Here is a 17,875-nt window from a genome sequence, read left to right as displayed (position 1 = left end):
TGCGCCGGCAGTGGGGCGGACGGGCCCCGTGGGGCAACGTCTGCAGAGTGTCTGACGCCGGTCTGAACCGGGAGCGCTGACATCCGGAGGTGGCCACCAATAGGGGGCAAGGGGGCGCATCTGATCAAGTACCCGACGAAAATGATCAGGTTGGTGACGCAAGGCCCCCTGACAATGGATCTGGCGTCGCAATACGCCGGTCCTGACTGACCGATAATAGGGGCCCTCATAGAGAAGGGCGCCACAGACGGAAAGAGGAAAAGTATGCATCGCGTCCGCTGTTGTATCCAGTATTTGTGTCTGGCTGTTTGCCTGGTCTCTTCAGTGGCAGTAGCCAAGAATTCATCCGAAATCCGTTTCGGCGTTCCCACCTGGCCCGGGGTTACCGTGAAAAGCGAGGTCGCTTCCCAGCTCATCGAGGCGATCGGCTATTCCACGATGCAGACAAATGCCAGTCCCGCTTTCTGCATTAACGCACTCAAGAATGATGATCTCGACATCTATCTGGGCGGCTGGATTCCCGCCGAAACGAACCTGATACGCCCTGCGGAGAAAGAGGGAACGGTCGAGGTTCTGACCACGAATATTGCGGGTGCGCACAACGCGATCGCTGTCCCGAAATACGTCTGGGACGCCGGCGTGCGAACCGAGGCGGATCTCGACAAGTATGCCGAGAAATTCGATCATAAAATTTACGGTATTGAGCCCGGAAGTGGCTTTAATTCGAATGTCCAGGACGCCATCGACAACGATCGCCACGGTCTGGGCGATTGGGAGCTGGTCGCCTCCAGTACCAGCGCCATGCTGAGTCAGGTTGGGCGCGCGATCGAGAACAAGGAATGGGTCGTTTTCCTCGGTTGGGAACCCCACTGGATGAACATCACCTACGATATCCGCTATCCCGCGGCCGTGGGCGAATCGAAGATCGCGCCGGCGACCAGCGATGTCCTTACCGTCGTGAATCCGAAACTGGCCGACCGGAGCCCCGAGGTGGTCAAGTTCCTCAACCAGTACGTCGTTGACAAGGACGATCAGTCGAAGTGGGTGCTTGAATACGCGAAGAAGGACCGGGAGCCCTCCGAGGTCGCCTCGGCGTGGATCGCATCCAACCTCGACACCGTCGGGGAGTGGCTCGAGGGCGTGAAAACGGTCGATGGCGGCTCGGCCATGGCGGCCGTGCGCGAGCGCTACGCCGACTGACGCGCGAACCTGGGCCGTGCCCGGTATTCCGGCACATGACGCCGGAATGCCGGGCGTTGATCGCGCGCTGCGCGGACTACTACCGCGGCTCCGGTGTCCGGATTTCCGGGCCCCATTTCTCCATACTCCTTCCCGTGTTCGCCCGTGGAATCGCGTTATCCGGCTCCGCCTGACGCGGGTGTGTGCACTGCGCCGGGCGTTGCGTCCGTGTGTTCACCGGGGCCGTCCCGGTCGCGCCGGGACCTCCCGCAACAGGGGCGGGGAGGGGGACGCGCAGCCCGTCAACGACTCGACTGTAGCGGCAGGGCACGGAACTGGAACGGGACCCGGCCCGCCACGCGGTCCTCCCTGGGGCTGATACGGAAGCGTCTCCGGTAGGCGCGCGAGAAGTGCTCGACGCTCGAGAACCCACATGCCATTGCGATCTCGATAACGCTCATTTCGGTCTGTGTCACGAATGCCCGCCCGCGGTCGAGCCGCATGTCCCGGTAGTACTGCACCGCGGACTGTCTGGTGTAGCGCTGGAACAGCCGGGTCAGGTGGCGCTGGGATATACCGACACGTGCCGCGATATCCGGCACGGACAACGGGGTCTCCAGGTTTTCCTCCATTAACAGGATGGCATCGCGGATGCCCTGGGACGGGGTGTTCCCGAGGGGCTCGTGCGCCGGGTGGTTCTGGCGCTCGTCCGTTGTGCGAATTCGCTGATGAAAAATATAACGCGCGGCCGCATTGGTGAGTGCGTACCCGTGCTGCGCGCCGATAATATGAAGAGCCAGGTCGATCGAGGCTGTTCCGCCGGACGTGGACAGGATGTTCCCGTCCATGACGAATAGATTGTCACTCGCCGTAACCTGTGGGTTCACCTCCATGAGGGAATCGAGGTGCTCATAATGCGTCGTTGCCGAATGGTTTTTCAGCTGTCCCGCGTGAGCAAGGATGAATGCGCCGGTGTCGATTGCGCACAGCGGAATGCCGCGTCGACCCCAGCGTTTTATGCTTTTTATCAGCGTGGCGTCGTCGTAATGCTGCTCCGGTGTCCAGCTCGATGATATGACGGCGAGATCGAGGCACTTCTCATCAATGTCCGGAATGGGACGGGTGTCGATCATCATTCCATTGCTGGCACGCAGTAGCCCGCCGTCACTGGAGAAAAGCTCCCAGTGATAGAGCGTTTCATTGTCGAGATAGTTGGCCGCCCGCAGTGGATCGATGAACGCGGTGGTCCCCATCGCGTTGAAATCGTTCGTTACCACGATTGCTATTTCGTAGGTCATTAATGCCGCTTCCGGTCGCTCGTGCTGCGGGCGCCGTATCCATGGCGGATTTCCTCAAGAAGAAGGCGAGTCTCGCAATACGCTAACACACGGAGTCGGCCACTCTTGCGCCGGTTGATGCAACGTGAAGGACCAGGTGACCGCCAACGGCCACCGTCATGGGGCACGCTGACACGCGATCCCGGTATGACACGGGCAGGCACGCAGGCCTCTGCCGCCAGTCCGTGGGCCGGCCGTGTCGGCTGGGGCCCCTGACGACCGCGGGATTGAGGGGATGACCTTCCGGACATCGGTAGTCCGGCGGTGGACGATGTACCGGGCCTGGCCAATCAAGGAGTAATGCATGGCGAACGATGCAATAGACCAACGACTTTCCAGGGTGTACGGGAGTGGTTCCCGGGAAGAGCTTGCGGCCATTTATCGCGATTGGGCCGAGACCTACGAGGACGATCTGACGGGCGCGGGCTATTCGCACCCGGTGGTCTGCCTCCCGTTGATCACGCGCTATGTCGCGTCGGGCGACACCCCGCTCCTTGATGCCGGCTGCGGGACCGGCATGATCGGCCCGTGGCTGCGGCAACTCGGCTACTCCCATGTGGAGGGCCTCGACGCCTCGGACGACATGCTGGAGGTTGCCGGCAGGAAGGAGGCCTATGCGGTGCTGCGCAAGGCGTTTCTCGGCGAGGACATCCCGTTCGCGGATGACGGTTTCGGGGCGGCTGTCTGCATGGGCGTGTTCACCCGGGGCCACGTGGGTCCCGAGGGCCTCGACGACCTCGTTCGGGTGGTCCGGCCCAACGGCGTGATCGTGTTCACGGTGAACGAGGCGATGTTCGAGCGCGACGGGTTCCGCGACCGGATCGAAAAGCTTGTTGAAGCCGGTACCTGCACGGAGATCGAGACTGTCGGTCCGTATGTCCCGACGCCCGGGGAGTCCGCCGAGGATCCGACGTACTGCCGAGCGATTGTGCTCCGCGTTCACTGAGTCTGGTGCGGGCGCCGGCGACGATGGTGCCGGAAGGCTTCCGCCTGGCTGACCCCCGGTCCGGCAGCCATCGTCGCGCCGGTGCGGCATGATCGATGGCACGGGGAGGCCGGGGGCCGGTGCTTCGGGCGCCATACCGGCCCCACGGTGCCCCGCTGCCGCTTGTCATCCGCCTCGCGGCGGTGGATCCCCGGTGCTGCGGGAAGGTGGTGGCGCTCAGACCCGGCCGGGCCGCAGGTAGACGAACCAGTAGGCCAGCGCGACGAGCACGCCGCCTCCCATGACGTTGCCCAGTGTCACCGGGAGCAGCACCCGGAGGAACCCGCCGGGCGTGATCGCGGGCGGCGCCTGCGGCACCATGGTCCAGAAGCCGGGCTCGGCGAGGACACCGATGAAGGCGGCGCAGGGCAGGTAGAACATCACCGCCACGGCGTGTTCCAGGCCGAGCGCATAGAAGGCCGCGACCGGCGGGATCAGGGCCAGGATCCGGTCCGTGGTCGAGCGTGCGCTGTAGGTCAGCCAGACCCCGAGACACAGGAGCGTGTTGCCCAGGATCCCGAGGAACAGGGCCTCGACGAAGCCGAGGGCATTCAGCCGGGCCGCGGATTCGAGGAGCGAGGTGCCCACGGCGCCGGCGGACTCGGCATGCTGTCCGGCGACGATAAGCATGCCACCGGTGGCGGCGGCCCCGATGAAGTTGCCGACGAACACGATACCCCACGCACGCAGCAGCCACCCGGTCGGCAGCCGCCCGTGTGCCCACGCCATGACCATGAGGTTGTTGGTGGTGAACAGCTCGGCACCGCCAACGATCGCGAGCACGTAGGCGAGGGAAAAGGCCAGTCCGCCCAGCATGTTACCGAGCCCGATCGGGAATTCGCCGTCGAAACCGGCGGACACCGAGGCCGCAAACGTCGCGCCGAACGCGATATAGGCACCCGCCATCGCCGCCAGCGCCAGCAGGCTCAGTCCGTCCTGTTCGGCCTTCTCCGCGCCCGCGCGTTCCGCGCGCTTGGCCATGTCCTTCGGCAGGACCGCGTCCATCACCCCGAAGCGTTCGGCGTCGTCGTCCCTGTCCCCTTTCATGCTCCCTCCGACGGCGCTCGTATCAAGTCTTGCGCGTATTTGATCAGATCCGGCCGGCGCGCGCCGAGCCCGTGGGGCCACGCCGGCGGCTCGCGGCTCACCGTACCGTGAGCACCAGCGGCGGCGAGCGCTCCGGTCGGTAGGGGAGGCGGACCTGGAAGACGTGGCGGCCGTCGTCCAGGGGCCACAGAAACGGCTCGTCGGCGCGCTGCACCACCTGCGGGCGGCCGTCCACGTACCACACGACCTGCATCCCCCGGGGCTCGGCGTCCACCGTCAGGCGCAGGCGGTTCAGATCGTCCGGTGTCTCCGGGTTGCGGATGACCGTGGTACCGGGCGGCGGCGAGCTGATCCGCAACGTCGCCGACGCCTGCCGTGCGGTCGTTCGGGCCAGTGCCGTTACCGTGTCGGCGGACGTGGTGTTTCCAGCGGCCGTGGGCACCCACTCCGTCAGCTTACGGGGACACTGGCTGGCGGACCTCGACGGGCGGGCACTGCACAGCGACTCGCGTCGGTAGTGCACGGGTGCCGGGAACGGCTCAGGGCGGTCGGCTGTGCCCGGCAGCCGGTAGAGGCCGGTCAGCACGTCGTGGGCGAGGCCGGCCGGGCCGGACGCGCCGCTGACTCCCTTCATGGGGCCGCCGTCGGCGCGCCCCATCCACACGCCGACGATGTAGTCCCGGGTATAGACGACGTTCCAGGCGTCGGCGTAGCTCTGGCTGGTGCCGGTCTTGGTGGCGACGGGGAAGTCGTACTCCTGGTAGCCCATGCGCGAGAACACCGGCAGTCGGGCCATCGGGTCCGAGAGGAAGGCGGTGACCAGCCGTGTCGCGTCCGCGCCGAGCACACGCTTGCCGGGCGCGGTGGGCTGCGCCGCGTGCCAGCGCAGCGGGCGGTAGAGGCCGTCGTTGGCCAGTGCGCCGTAGGCGGCGACGACGTCGCGCAGGCGCACCGGCAGCGTGCCGATGGCGAGGCCGATGCCGTAGTGCCGCGACGGCCGGCGGTCGGCGTGCAGGCCCAGGCGCTCCAGGTGGGCGTAGGTGGTCTCCAGCCCGACGGTGCGCACCAGGTTGGTGGCCGGGACGTTGCGGGAGTTGGCCAGGGCGCGGCGGGGCAGCATGGGGCCGAGGTAGGTCCGGTCCGAATTGTCGATGCCGGCGGACAGGCCGCGCCGGTCCCAGAGCACCGTGTCCGGGCGGATGACGCCCCGGTCCAGGGCCAGGGCGTAGACGAAGGGCTTGAGTACCGAGCCCGGCGAGCGCCGGACCGCGGTGTAGTCGAGGGCCCCGGCGTCCTCGTCGAAGAAGCCGGCGGAGCCCACCAGCGCCCGCACCGCCATGTCGTCGCGGTCGACGACGAGGATGGCGGCGTGCTGCACGCCCCGGGGTGCCAGGCGGGACAGCCAGCGGTGGAGGTGACGGTTCGCCATCCGCTGGGCGTTCAGGTCGAGCGTCGCGGCGATCGTGCGCGAGGATGTCTCCGGCAGCGGCGCGATCCGGTCCGCCAGCGCCATGATGGCGTGCATCGCCATGGCTGGTCGTGGCGGCCGTCGGTGTACGTGGAGGGCGCCGATCTGGCGCCGGGCGAGGTCGAGCTGGCCGGCATCGATCACGCCCATCTCCGCCAGGGCGTCGAGGATGCGCCGGCCCCGGGCCGCTGCGCGGCGGCGGCCGTCCTGGGTGAGCGGGTCGAGGCGTTCCGGTGCGTGGGGGATACCCGAGAGGAAGGCGATCTCCGCCCAGCTGAGGTCCGCGGCCGGCTTGTCCAGGTAGACGCGCGCGGCGTGGGCGATGCCGTGACTGCCATTGCCGAAGGGCACCAGCCGGAGATACTGCCGGAGCACCGCGTCCCGGCCGTGGCGCAGGGTCATGAACACCGCGGTGACGGCCTCCATTGCCTTGTTCGGGAGTGTCCGCGGGGCGGGATTCTGCATCCGCGCGACCTGCATGGCGATGGTGGAGGCGCCGGAGACGACGCGCCCGCTGCGCAGGTTCTGCCACAGGGCACGGGCGACAGCGACCGGGTCCACTCCGGGGTGGTAGCGGAAACGCCGATCCTCCAGGGCGACGGTGGCCGCGGCGATGCGCGGCGGGACGTCCGCGAGCGGCCAGTAGCCGTAGCGGCCGGGCTCCGGGCCGCCGACCTCCGCGAGGTAGTGTCCGTACCGGTCGGTTACCAGGTGGCTGGCGGCGGGGGCCTTCAGCGCGGAGCGCTTCCAGGCCGTGTGCAGGACGCCGCCAAGCAGCACCACGACGGCGAGCAGTAGCACCGTGTACAGGACCCGCCGGTGCGCGAATGCCCGGCCGGAGCGTCCCGCCAATGCCCGTGCCGTCGTTCTCACGGCGTGCTATCCGCCGTCGGGCCGCCGGATACGGATCAGCGCGCCGTTACCGTGTCCCCGCACCTCCTCCTGGTACATCATCTCCGCGTAGGCGGCGGGCTGGACGAACTGTCCCGGGACCTGGGGCCGGAGCCGGAAGGCGAACTCGTAGGTGCCCTTGGGCAGGGTCTCGTAGTAGAACGCCACGCGGTCGTCCAGGCGCGCCACGTGGGCCGGCGCCAGTGTCAGTGGCCGGCCGGGCGTGGCCTCCGGCGGGGCGGTGTCCAGCTCGGGGTTCAGCGGTTCCATGCCCGCGGCGAGGGGGACGACCACCGCCACGTGGTGACGCTCCTCCGGGTTGACCAGCGTGAGTCGGTCTTCCACGACGTCGCCCACGGTGAAGTCGACGGCCGTCCCGGCGGTGTCCAGTGCGACCCGTCGGTCGGCGGTGTCGCCGCCGCCCACCCGTACGAGGCTGCGCTCCACCACGAAGCCGTGGCTCTGCGCGGCCACCCGGTCGCCGCGTTGGAGGGGCACGTACCGGCTCTGCGCCATCACGGCCAGGCTGCGCCCGTCACCCAGCGCGGGGGCGCTCAGGCTCACTTGTCCGGGCGAGGGCAGCGGCGTCGCAGTGACGGGGCGGTTGCCGCCCACGCGGATCGTCCTGCTGGTGTTATCCCACTGCGCGGAGACCGTGACCGGCCGGGTCGCCGATTCCCCGGCGAGGAGGAAGTCGTTCAGGGCGAGGATGGCCTCGGCATTGGCGTTGGTAGTGCCCCAGCCGTCGTCCCGTCCCAGGGTGACCAGGGCATCGGCCAGGATCCGCTCGCGCTCGCCGCTGCCGGGCACGGCGCTGGCGGCACGCAGGGTCTGCGCGACGGTGCGCGTCTCCGAGGGCAGGATCAGCGGCGAGTCCTGGGTCTGGCGGTCCTTGAGCCCGGCGTAGACGGTGTTGCCGTGACGCAGCTTGAAGATCAGCCCGTCCCACAGGGTCTCCTCCAGGCGCTTCAGCACCGCCGGGCTCGGGTCCTGTTCGCCGGCCAGCGCCCGGGTGACGTGGGCGAGCGCCTCCTGGGGCAGGAACTGGGTGCGCCGCGCCAGCTCGGCGGCGTAGCCGGCGTCCAGGTCGCCGCCCCGGGCGAGGGCGGTCAGCGCCATCGAGCGCTCGGTGTAGCTGTCGAGGAAGTGGCTGTAGTCCCCGCGCAGGGCGCGTCGCAGGGCGCTGCGCACGCGCTCGCGCAGGGCCGGTTCCACGCGGTAGCCGGCATCGTCCGCCTCCAGCAGGAACAGGTAGGTCCACGCGGTGAGGCCCACCTGGCCGTCACCGCTGCCGGGCCAGAAGGTGACGTAGCCGTCCTCGCGGACCACCTCGTCCAGGTAGGCCAGGGTATTGCGCACGTGCCGGTCGATCAGTGTGGTCGCGGTGTCCGGGCGCAGCAGGCCTAGCAGCTCGTTCGCCGCCAGCAGGCCGCGGGCGCGGCTGATCCGCTGCTCGGTGCAGGCATGGGGGTAGGCAAGCAGGTAATCGAGCCCCGCGGCCATGCGCACCAGCCCGGGCCGGTCGGCGAGTACCAGCGTGCGGCGCAGGCTGCCCGGGCGGACCGGGGTCCCGAGTGCCGGGACGTCGAAGGCGGCCCCGCCGCCGAGCTCGCCGGTCTGGCGAACGGTCAGGGGGCGCCGGTCCGGGCGGACGGGCAGGTCCACCTGGAAGCCGTCGCCGACGCCGTCGGCCGCCCGTTCCACGCCGAGGGTGACGTGCGCGCCGGGCACGTCGCCGGGGTCGTCCGGCCAGCGCTCAGGCAGGGGTACGGCGACGTCGTAGCTCAGTCGCCGGGTGCCGGTGTCCGGCCAGGTAAAGGTCTGCGACGCGGGGCCGTCCAGGCGCAGGCCGTCCACGTCGAGCGCGGCACGTCCCTCACCGGCCTCGCCCTCGACGATGCGGGCAACGGCGGACAGGGCGAAGCGGTCACCGTAGCGCACGAAACGCGGAAGTGCCGGCTGGACGATAACGGGCAGACGCACGGAGATCCGGCCAGTGCCGTGGCCGAAACGGTCGCCGTCGCCGACGGCCTCGGCGCGCACCATGAAGTTGGTGAGGTTGTCCGGCAGCTCGATGCGCACCGTCGCCGTGCCGCCCTTGCCCACCCGCAGCGTGGGCTCGAAGTAGGGCACGCTGCGGAAGTCCTTGCGGAGGCTGACCCGGTCCAGCAGCTTGCGCGCGCTCGCGGCCTCCCGGCCCGCCTCGCCGCCACCGGGCGTCTCGCGGAAGGGCAGGTAGCCGACCACCCGGTTGCGGGTGTCGCGGATGGCGGTGCGCACCGGTCGTTCGCGGATGAACGCGGGGAGGGGGTCCAGGGGCTGCTCCTCGCCCAGGGCCAGCACGGCCTGGTCCACGAGCCACAGGGTCACCTCGCCGGAGACCGGCTCGCCGTCGCGGTCCGTGAGCCTGACGGTCATCTCTACGGTGTCCCCCGGCCGGGCGTTGTCGGGGTGATCCAGGGCCACGTCGATGCGGTGGTCGGCGGTGGAGACGTCCACCCGGGTGGTCGCCGCCATCATGACCGGTTTGCCGAGATCCAGGCCCGCCCGGTCGAACCGCGGCACGCCGTCGAGACGGCCGCGCATGAGCACGAAGTGGACCGGGATGCCGGGCATGAAGGTCCGCTGAATGGGCAGCTCGTAGGTGCCCTTGCCGTTGTGGACGGGCACCCAGTCGTAGCGGTTGCGGCCGTCGGGCAGCTCGACGACGGCGAGTGCGTGTGCCTCGGCGAACGGGCTCTCCAGCACCAGGGTGGCGGTCTCGCCGGGGGCGTAGCTGTCGCTGGCCGTGCGTACCGTGAACGTCTCCGACGGGGCCTGTGGCCAGGTAGCGCGCTCGCTGCCGTCGTTGAAGAGATCGAGACGGACCGTCTGCAGCCGCCCGAGGGTGTCCCGGGCGGAGAGCTCCACGATGTAGACGCCGGTGTCGTCGAGCGGCAGGTCGAAGTCCGTCGGTGCCTCGCCGCTGGTGAACGTGCGTTCCAGCAGGGTCTCGTCGATGACCTCGGTCTCGTATTCGGGCTCGCCGCTGGTGAAGTCGCTGGCCTGCAGGCGCGCCGCCCAGCGGCGCTTGATCAGCCGCAGCGTGACGTCCCTGCCGGCGAGCAGATCGCTGTCCGCTCCCGCGACCAGGAAGGCGCCCTTCAGGCGCTCGGCGTCCTCCAGATAGCGCGGTGCCTTCAGGCCCAGGGCGAAGGGGGGCAGGGCCAGGACGTCGGCGGTGTCGGTCACGGTCTGGTCGTCGGCGCCCGCCACGGTGGCCTCGATGACGTAGCGCCGCGGCTGGGCACTCGGCTCCAGCGCCGGGTCCACCTGGATGCTGGCGAAGCCCTTGTCGTCGGTGGTGCCTTCCCGCGTCAGCGTGGGCCGGGACCGGAACTCGCCGATGCCCGAGAAGCGCGCGTCGGTGGAGTAGACGAAGCCCTCCCGCTCCGCGGGCGTCCAGCGGTAGGGGAATTGCGTGACCCGCCAGTGCACCGGGCGCTGGCGGGCGACACCGCCGGCGTAGTACTCGGCAACGAGGTCGACTTTGAACGGCCGGTCCAGCGGGGCTTTGCCGGGGGCGCTGGCACGCACCTCGAAGCGCGGAATCCGGTAGGCCTCCTTGCGCACCGTGACCTCGGCGCAGCGCCGCGCCCGCTCGCCGGGGGGCTGGAGCTCGGCGGCGATGCGGTATGCCCCGGTGGCCTCGGTCTTCTCGTTGAAGCGGTGATAGAAGCCGCCGGCCGGCGTGCGCCCGGGGTGGTAGCGCCATTCGCTGCCGTCGGGCCCGGTGACCACCAGCGTTACCGCCGCATCCCGGTTCTCGATCCGGCCGCGGTGCACCCGGCGCATGAAGCCCTTGATGTGAACGGGTTCGTCCGGGCGGTAAACGGGGCGTTCGGTGAACAGGTGGCAGCGCCACTGGGGCTCGGGCCGGCGACGACTGGCGTGGCCGGTCCAGGACAGCCAGTTCCGGTCGGTGCCGAAGTGGTTGTCGAAATAGCGCTTCGGCGGATCGGCACGGGGGTCGATGACCAGGGTATCGTCGCCGTTCGAGACGATCAGCCGCTGTGGCGGGCCGTACAGCCGGCCCGGGCGGGGAGACCAGTCGAGGGCGCCGTCCCCGTCGGTGCGGCCGTCCACCACCGTGTCCAGCAGCCGGTCGTCGCCGCGGGCTCGGGTCTGCACGCGCACCCGGGCGCCGGGCACTGGCTTGCCGGAGTCCAGCGAGGTGACCACGAAGTGCACGCGGTCCTCGGCCTCCACCACCGTGAGCGAGAGGTCGGTGACCTGGACGCGCACCCACTGGCGCTCGCTGCCCGCACCCAGCCGCCGGACGCCCACCAGGTAGGTGCCCGGACCCGTCTCGCCGGCGAGACGGCGCAGCCGGGGCTGGAGGTCGAGGCCGAAGCGGGCGGCCGGGCCGCCGTGCTCGAGAGGCAGGTCGACGATCTCGGAGATGCTGGGCGAGCCCAGGGTCGCGATCTGCGCGGCGACGTCGTTGCCCCGCAGGCGCGGGCCCCGGGCCGGCGCCTCGCCCGGGCCGGGGGGCATGGCGTCGTCGTCGACGCTGACCGGGCGGTCGCTGTAGGGCCAGAACTGCAGGTCCAGCGGGTCGATGGCGTGGATGCGCAGGTCGACGCGGGTGTCGCCGCGGCCGCGCAGGGGCAGCATCCGCGGCCCCTGGCGCTCCATGACCGCGCGTCCCTCGCCACGGTTGACGCGCAGAAAGTCCTCGCGGGCCGGGAACGCTAGGTACAGGCTGTTCACGCCGGTGGCCTGCAGCGGCCGTCCGTGGGTGTCCCGGAGATCGCCGGGGAGCAGGCTCAGGCGGTAGCGCGTGTCGGCGGCGAAGTCGCCGGTGATGCGCAGCTGCCGGCCGGCGAGGTGGTACTCCAGGTTGTCCACCGCGGGTTCGAAGCGCACGAGGTTGCGTCCCAGCACGGGGCCCACGTCCCGGGGTTCCGCGGTGAAGCCGATCTCGATGGTCCGGTTGCCGGGGGCGCAGACCAGCGGATCGGAGGCGGCGTAGGTCACCCCGCCGGCGGTGGCCGCCCGCTGCTGGCCGGCGCAGCCGAGGCTCGCCGGGCGGAACGACTGGCGGGTGGAGAAGGTGACGGTCTGCATCGCCTGGTCGGGGCGGTCGTCCAGGGACAGGCGCAGCCGCACCAGCGCCTTGCGCCCGGCGGGGATGGGTTCGCGGAGGCGCAGCACGTAGTCCACCGGCGCGTCGCGCCCGGCCCGTTCGGTGCGTTTGATGGTGAAGTCGTCCGCGCCCAGCGTGCGCAGCGGCTCCGGCTCGATACCCGGCAGGGCTCGCACCTCGATGGAGACCATCTGCTCCAGGGCGTCGATGTCCACCGGGTCGCGGAAGCGCAGCGACAGGGTATCCACCGGCGCAAGGTCGTCGCTGCCATCCGTGGGCCGGGTCTCGATGGCCGGGGCCATGAGCGTCGCCAGGCGGTGGCTGTCGCCCTCGAAGCGCCAGGTGAACGCCGAGAGGGCGGGCCAGGGCTCCGCGGGGCGGAACTGGAGGGTGTGTGCGTCCAGCCAGGTGTAGGCTCCCGGGTGCGCCGGGGAGACGGTGACGTACTCGCCCGGGTGGGCCTCCGGGCCGCCGTCCTCCGGCCCGCGGGCGGCGTTGAAGAACAGGGTGACCGGGTCCCAGCGGCGCAGGAAGTCCCCGGGCACGATCACGGCGCCGTCGGGTCTGGCGGGTGGTGCGGCCGCGGCCGGGGCCAGCGCCTGGCAGATCAGCAGCGCGGCCAGTGCCAGAAACAGCCGGTCGCGCCAACGTCGGTTCGCCGTAGTGCTCATTCCTTGCCTGCCAGTTGTCTGTAGCGTTCCCTGACCCGTTCCGGTGGGCCGTCGTCGGGCAGCTGCGTGCCCACCAGCGCCGAGCGCACCAGTGCCGGGGATTCGTCCCGGGGCAGATGGGCGATCAGGTAGTAGCGCCCGGGCCCGAGCCGGTGCATCTGCGCGATGCCGTCGCCGAGCTGTCGGCCCCGGGCGTCGACCAGAGTGCCGCGGATCGACTCACGGTCGGTCTTGAGACCGAGCCCCACGGTGCGTGGCTGCCGGAGCTCGAAGGTGAAGGCCCGGCTCTCCCCGGGGCCCAGCCGCACGGGCGCTCCCAGCCCGGCGGGCATCGGCGTGGGAGTGGTCAGCCGCACGAACGGCGCGGCGTCCATGGCGCGCAGCCGTGTCCGGCCCGCCGGCAGCAGCGCGTCGATGCCGGCCGTCGTGTCGAGCCAGTGCAGGCGGGTACGGCCATCCGGCCGTTCCAGGGCGAGCAGTGTCGGGCGGCTGGCGCGCAGGCTCAGCAGCGACGGCGCCCGCGGCGCCAGCCGTTCGGTGTGCCGCCAGCCCGTCAGGCTGCCGTCGGGCGCGGTCAGCCAGACCCCGAACGGCGCATCCGCGTGGGTCACCTGTAGCGTGCCCGGGCCGGCGACCGTGACGCTGCCCGGGCCGTCGACGGCGGGGCCGGTGCGGCCGTCGTCGCGGACGAAGCGGGCGCCGCGCACCGCGCCGTGCACCTGAACCCGGCCTTCGGCGCCCGCCGGTAGCGTGACCGGCAGAGACAGGGTGCCGCTGAAGGTGGGGCCCAGGCGCAGGTAGTCGCCCGGGGCCAGCTGCCGGTCGCCGGCCGCGGACGCCCAGCGGAGTGCGACCGTTTCGGCCTCGTCGCCGGGATTGGCCAGCCAGATTGTGCCGACGTTGCTCCGGGTGTGGCGCGTGCCGGCGTTGTCACCGGTCCACAGGAGCCGCTCGATGGCCCCGTCGCGGGCAAGGATGCCGGCGATACCGGCGGGCGCGGTGAGCGCGATGTCGGCGGCACCGGCGGGGCCGGTCACCTTCACCGCCGTGCCGGCCGGCAGCGTGAGCTGGGTGCTGCCCGGCGTCACAGTGGCCGGATCGCCGGTGGCGAGGGCGTGCGCGCTGACGGTCACGGGGGCGTCGCCTCTGCCGTCCGCCAGGCGCAGGGCCAGCCCGCCGTCTACGGGTGTCGCGCCGGGGAGCGCCACGGTCAGGGCGCTGCGGTCACTCGCGGTGGCGGCGACGGTGCGACCGGGTGAATACGCCCGCAGCTCCGGCGTGTGCGCCGCGCTCGCGGCGGTCCAGATCCTGAGCCGTTCCGCCCCGGCCGTGCCGACGGGCAGCGGCAGGGTGGTGTTCGAGGAGGCGGGGATGGTCCGCACTGTCGCCGGCACCAGCGATACCGGTTCGGCGTCGAGGGTTCCGGCGCCCGGCGGCGCCAGCAGCCATACCGGACGATCCCGGGCCGGGATCCAGCCCTCCCGGACCTCCCGGAAGGTACCACCAGGGCCGGCCCACAGGAGACCGTCCCGGCGCTCCGCGGTGTGTAACGGCCCCGGATGTGCCGCGAGCGCTAGCCCCAGCGCCGCGTTGGTGCCGTCCAGCGGCGTGAGCCGCCAGTCGCGCGGGTCGCTGCCATCCGGGGCGTCGCTGTCCCGTGCGTCCAGGCGCAGGGCCACGTCGACACCCGCCGCCGCTGTCTCCAGGGTCCATACCCGGAGGCGGTAATCGTGGTCGAGGTCGCCCGCGGTGAGCACGGCGCCGCCACGGACCGTCCTGCCGGTGCGCGTGGCGACGGTCCGCCACGTATCGTCTTCCCGGCGTTCCAGCGCGACGCCGTGGGTGGCGCCGGACCGGCTTGCGAACACCAGCGGCAGGCCGTGGCGTGGCGCCGCGTCCGGCCCGGGCAGGTCGAGCGGGTAGACGTGAACGTCGCCGTCGGCGACGGTGAGGTCCGTGTCGGGGGTGCGGGCGTCTTCCGTGACCTCGCGGGGGGCATCCAGGGTCACCGTCGTCCGGTTGGCGTCGCCGGGGGCGGTGACGGCCAGCGCGTAGCGGCCGGCGGGGAGCTGGCGGCTTATCAGGAAGTTCCAGTCGTCGGGGCGGTCGTCGCCGAAGGCGATTCTGTTGCCGTCTGCGTCCAGCAGGGTGGCGGCCACGTCGCCCTCGCCGAGGGAGCCGATCTTCACGAGGCGGTCGCCGCCGAGGACGAACGGGACTGTGCCGGGCACGCCGATGTCGCGCTGCTGGCCCAGGGGCAGCTCCTGCGTGGCGAGGCGCACGCGGTAGTCGAGACGGTTGTCCGGGCGGCGGCTGCGTGCCTCCAGCCGGTAGGCACCGGCGTCGAGCGCCAGCCAGCCCTCCCGGGACCCGTTGATGTCGGCCTGCGCCGGCCACCAGTCGCCGTCATCGCCGCGGCGGAGGAGGGCGGCGTCCATCTCTGCGGGTAGATCCAGGCGGACGTGCATGGCTGCCGCGAGGTCGAACCGCCACCGGTCCGGCGTCCGCGGCGCGGCCTCGTCCGCCGGCTCCATCCACGTGTGTTCCCGGGGCCGGTTCAGGGGTAGCGGGTGCGGGCCGTGTCCGGTCAGCGGCGGTGCCGGCCGGTCCGTGCGCTCGACGGTGACCACGGCGCGGGAGGGTACGCTCTGGGGCAGCACGGTGAGGGTGTGCTGGCCCGGGTGAAGGGTGAGCGACAGTGGGGTCTGCCGGCCGGGCCGGATCACGGGCCAGCCGTCCGGGCCGGCGAGCTGGACGGCGAAGGGGCGTTTCAGCCCGCGGGCGCGAATGCGGTACTGGCCGGTTTCCGGGACGTCGAGGCGGTAGCGCACCGCTTCGCCCGGCGCCACGGTGGTGCGCACGGCCCCGGTCAGCGGGATCGCGCCGGCGTCGCGCAGCGGGGCGCGTTCCAGGGACACGCCCAGGGCCCCGGCGCTGCGGCCGGTGGCGTTCACGGTGAGCTGATAGTCGCCGCTGCCGAGATAGCGCTGGATGAGGAAGTTGCGGCCGATGCCGTTCTCACGGCCGGCGGCGAGCCGCGTGACGGTGCGGGTCCGGAGCTCGCCGGCGGTGGCGAGGAGTCCGGTGGTCTCCAGCCGGTACAGGGCCGGGGTATCCACGGCCAGCCGGTAGGTGGCCTTCTGTTGGCGTTCGAGCGTGAGCCGTGCCGGCCGGCCGGGTGCCAGGGCCGGGAAGTCCGGCAACTGGCGCGCCACCGCGGCGCCGCTGACCGGTTCCAGCGGCGGCGGTGGGAGCTCGGGTCCCGGGGCCCAGCGCAGTAGGTAACGCACCGGCTCCGCGCCATCGTTGGTGATGTAGGCCGTTGTCCGGCCGTTCACCGTCAGGGACGGCTTCCCGGGGCCGTTCTCCGTGGTGGACAGGGGCAGGCGCTCGCCGGCGGGTGTCTCGGCGATGAGCGTCCGGCCGCGGCCGTCGGCCACCCGGAAGCGCCGCGTGCGGCCGGCGGACTGGGTCACCGGCAGGGGACTCTCCAGCGTGAGCGGCCAGGGCCGCACCGTGAGGCCGGAGCGGCCGTAATTGTAGCGGTTGGCCAGGACGTGGTCGTGGCGGCTCAGGGCGATGCCCTCGAACACGGCGCTCGCCTGTCGCGGCACCAGCTCGGGGGCGCCGAGGCTGTCCGGCGGAGCGGCGGCGTGGTGGAGCGAGACCTCGGCGATGCCGGCGTCGCCGTGGCGCGGGCGCATGGAGATGCGGTAGAAGCCCTTGACCAGGTCCCAGCGCGCCTCGGAGGCGACGTCCCAGCGGCTGCGGAAGTTGCGGGCGGCGGTGCGGTCGAGGGGCTCGACCCGCAGCTCCACGCTGGCCTTGGAATCCTCGTCGATCGTCGCGACGTAGGTGCCGTCCTCCTCGATCTCCACGAGGAGGTCTACGGTGTCCAGCAGGTTGAACCGGCGGCGCCACGCCTTCCTGGAGGACAGCTCGACCGCCCGTGCCGCCTTGACCTCCGGCCGGCCGCCCGGCGGGTCGTGGACGATGACCGCGGTGGCGTCTACGGCGTCCCGCGGGTCGCCGAGCGCCAGCGTGCCTACCCAGGCGCTGTCGGTGTCCCGGGGGATGGCATAGCGCGGCGCGTTGCGCAGGTAGGCGAGGTGGTACTCGGTGCCGGGGGCGCGCTCCACCATCACCAGCACATCCCGTGAACGGCCCGGGCCAGCATCGCCGGTGCGCACCGTGGTCTCGGGGTTCCGGCTGTCCCTGTCGATGCGTCCGCCGGCGCCGCCTCCCGGCTCATAGGGTGAGCGGGCGTCGTCGTAGGCCGCAACCCGCAGGCTGGCGGGCCGGGCCTCCGGGAGCTCGAGCTGGAAGACGTTGGCGTCGGTGTGCAGGCGGTAGCGATCGATGCCGAAGGGGCTGGCTTGCCGTGTCGACCAGGCGCCGGCGGGCAGCTCGGGGATGCCCATGCGCAGGTAGAGCGGGTCGGCGTCGGCATTCGTGGACCACGGCTTGCCGGGCCCGCCGTATGCCGTGAGCCGGTAGAGCCCCGGGCTCAGGCGGGTATGGAGGCGGCGCACCTCCAGCGGCTGCCCGGTAACGGGCTCGCGCACCGCCGCCGTCGGTTCGGCCGCCATCAGCCAGCGGCCTTCGCGCCACAGCCGGAGGTCCGCCAGATAGCGGCCGCCCGCCTCGACGTCGATGGTGCGCGGCTCCGACACCTCGATCCAGTAGGAGCGGCGCTGATAGTCCCGCAGCCGCGTCTCCACCAGGCGGCGTTCCGGCAGCCGCGGGAGGTCCGCGCCGTTCTGCTCGTGGAAGGGGTGGACCGTGAGCCCGATCTCGCCGGTGCCGTTTTCCGCCCCGTTCAGGACGGCCTTGACGGTGCCACGGTCGAGGAAGCGGTCGGCCCGTCCGGTCCGGGCGGGACCGGGGCCGGCCATTCGGTCGACCAGGCGTATCCCGACGGGCTGTTCACCGGTGGCCTCGAAGGCGTACCGGCCGAAGTGGTCGAGGTCGATGACCTGCTCGATCCGGGGCGAATGCGGATATGTCCGGCTGACCGGCTGGTCGCCCATGGACAGGTTCCGCTGTCCGTCAGCGGGTGCCGCAGACAGCACTGGCAGCACTGGCAGCACTGTCGCCAGCATGACCGCCGCCATGCCGGGGGCGGCGCGCCGCCGCGCCGGTGCCTTTACCCGGGGGACCCGCCGGAGC

At 71.3% G+C, this 17,875-nt stretch carries 7 protein-coding genes; 2 read left to right on the top strand and 5 right to left on the bottom strand.

Annotation, left to right across the window (positions count from 1 at the left end; all coding sequences use genetic code 11):
- Nucleotides 1-324: 324 nt before the first annotated feature.
- Nucleotides 325-1,200 carry an ABC transporter substrate-binding protein gene (locus tag C516_RS0103955; RefSeq protein ID WP_169509123.1) on the top strand — a complete coding sequence of 292 codons (876 nt, stop codon included), beginning with the start codon at nt 325-327 and terminating at the stop codon, nt 1,198-1,200.
- A 281-nt stretch (nt 1,201-1,481) separates the two neighbouring features.
- On the opposite strand, the gene C516_RS0103950 is transcribed toward C516_RS0103955, so the two are convergent.
- The gene (locus C516_RS0103950) at nt 1,482-2,477 is read right to left on the bottom strand and encodes a GlxA family transcriptional regulator (RefSeq protein ID WP_018717070.1); all 996 of its coding nucleotides are present in this window, start codon (nt 2,475-2,477) and stop codon (nt 1,482-1,484) included.
- Nucleotides 2,478-2,820: 343 nt separating this feature from the next.
- On the opposite strand from C516_RS0103950, the gene C516_RS0103945 reads away from it, so the two are divergent.
- Complete coding sequence (locus C516_RS0103945) at nt 2,821-3,462, top strand: class I SAM-dependent DNA methyltransferase (RefSeq protein ID WP_018717069.1); 642 nt, start codon at nt 2,821-2,823, stop codon at nt 3,460-3,462.
- A 216-nt stretch (nt 3,463-3,678) separates the two neighbouring features.
- Here C516_RS0103945 and C516_RS0103940 read toward each other — a convergent pair whose 3' ends face one another.
- From C516_RS0103940 to C516_RS0103925, 4 genes are all read right to left on the bottom strand, one after another.
- A complete protein-coding gene (locus tag C516_RS0103940; RefSeq protein WP_018717068.1) occupies nt 3,679-4,548 on the bottom strand; it encodes a formate/nitrite transporter family protein in 870 nt (289 codons plus the stop codon).
- Nucleotides 4,549-4,645: 97 nt separating this feature from the next.
- Nucleotides 4,646-6,889, bottom strand: coding sequence for a transglycosylase domain-containing protein (locus C516_RS0103935; RefSeq protein WP_084594068.1), 2,244 nt, complete (start codon nt 6,887-6,889; stop codon nt 4,646-4,648).
- A 6-nt stretch (nt 6,890-6,895) separates the two neighbouring features.
- The gene (locus C516_RS18485) at nt 6,896-12,706 is read right to left on the bottom strand and encodes an alpha-2-macroglobulin (RefSeq protein ID WP_018717066.1); all 5,811 of its coding nucleotides are present in this window, start codon (nt 12,704-12,706) and stop codon (nt 6,896-6,898) included.
- Nucleotides 12,703-17,736, bottom strand: a complete 5,034-nt coding sequence (locus C516_RS0103925) for a hypothetical protein (RefSeq protein ID WP_018717065.1) — start codon at nt 17,734-17,736, stop codon at nt 12,703-12,705. Before C516_RS0103925 ends, C516_RS18485 begins: the two co-directional genes overlap by 4 nt.
- Nucleotides 17,737-17,875: the final 139 nt, after the last annotated feature.

The organism is Arhodomonas aquaeolei DSM 8974 (assembly GCF_000374645.1).
Taxonomy (GTDB): Bacteria; Pseudomonadota; Gammaproteobacteria; order Nitrococcales; family Nitrococcaceae; genus Arhodomonas; species Arhodomonas aquaeolei.
This window is presented reverse-complemented; position numbering and strand designations above follow the sequence as displayed.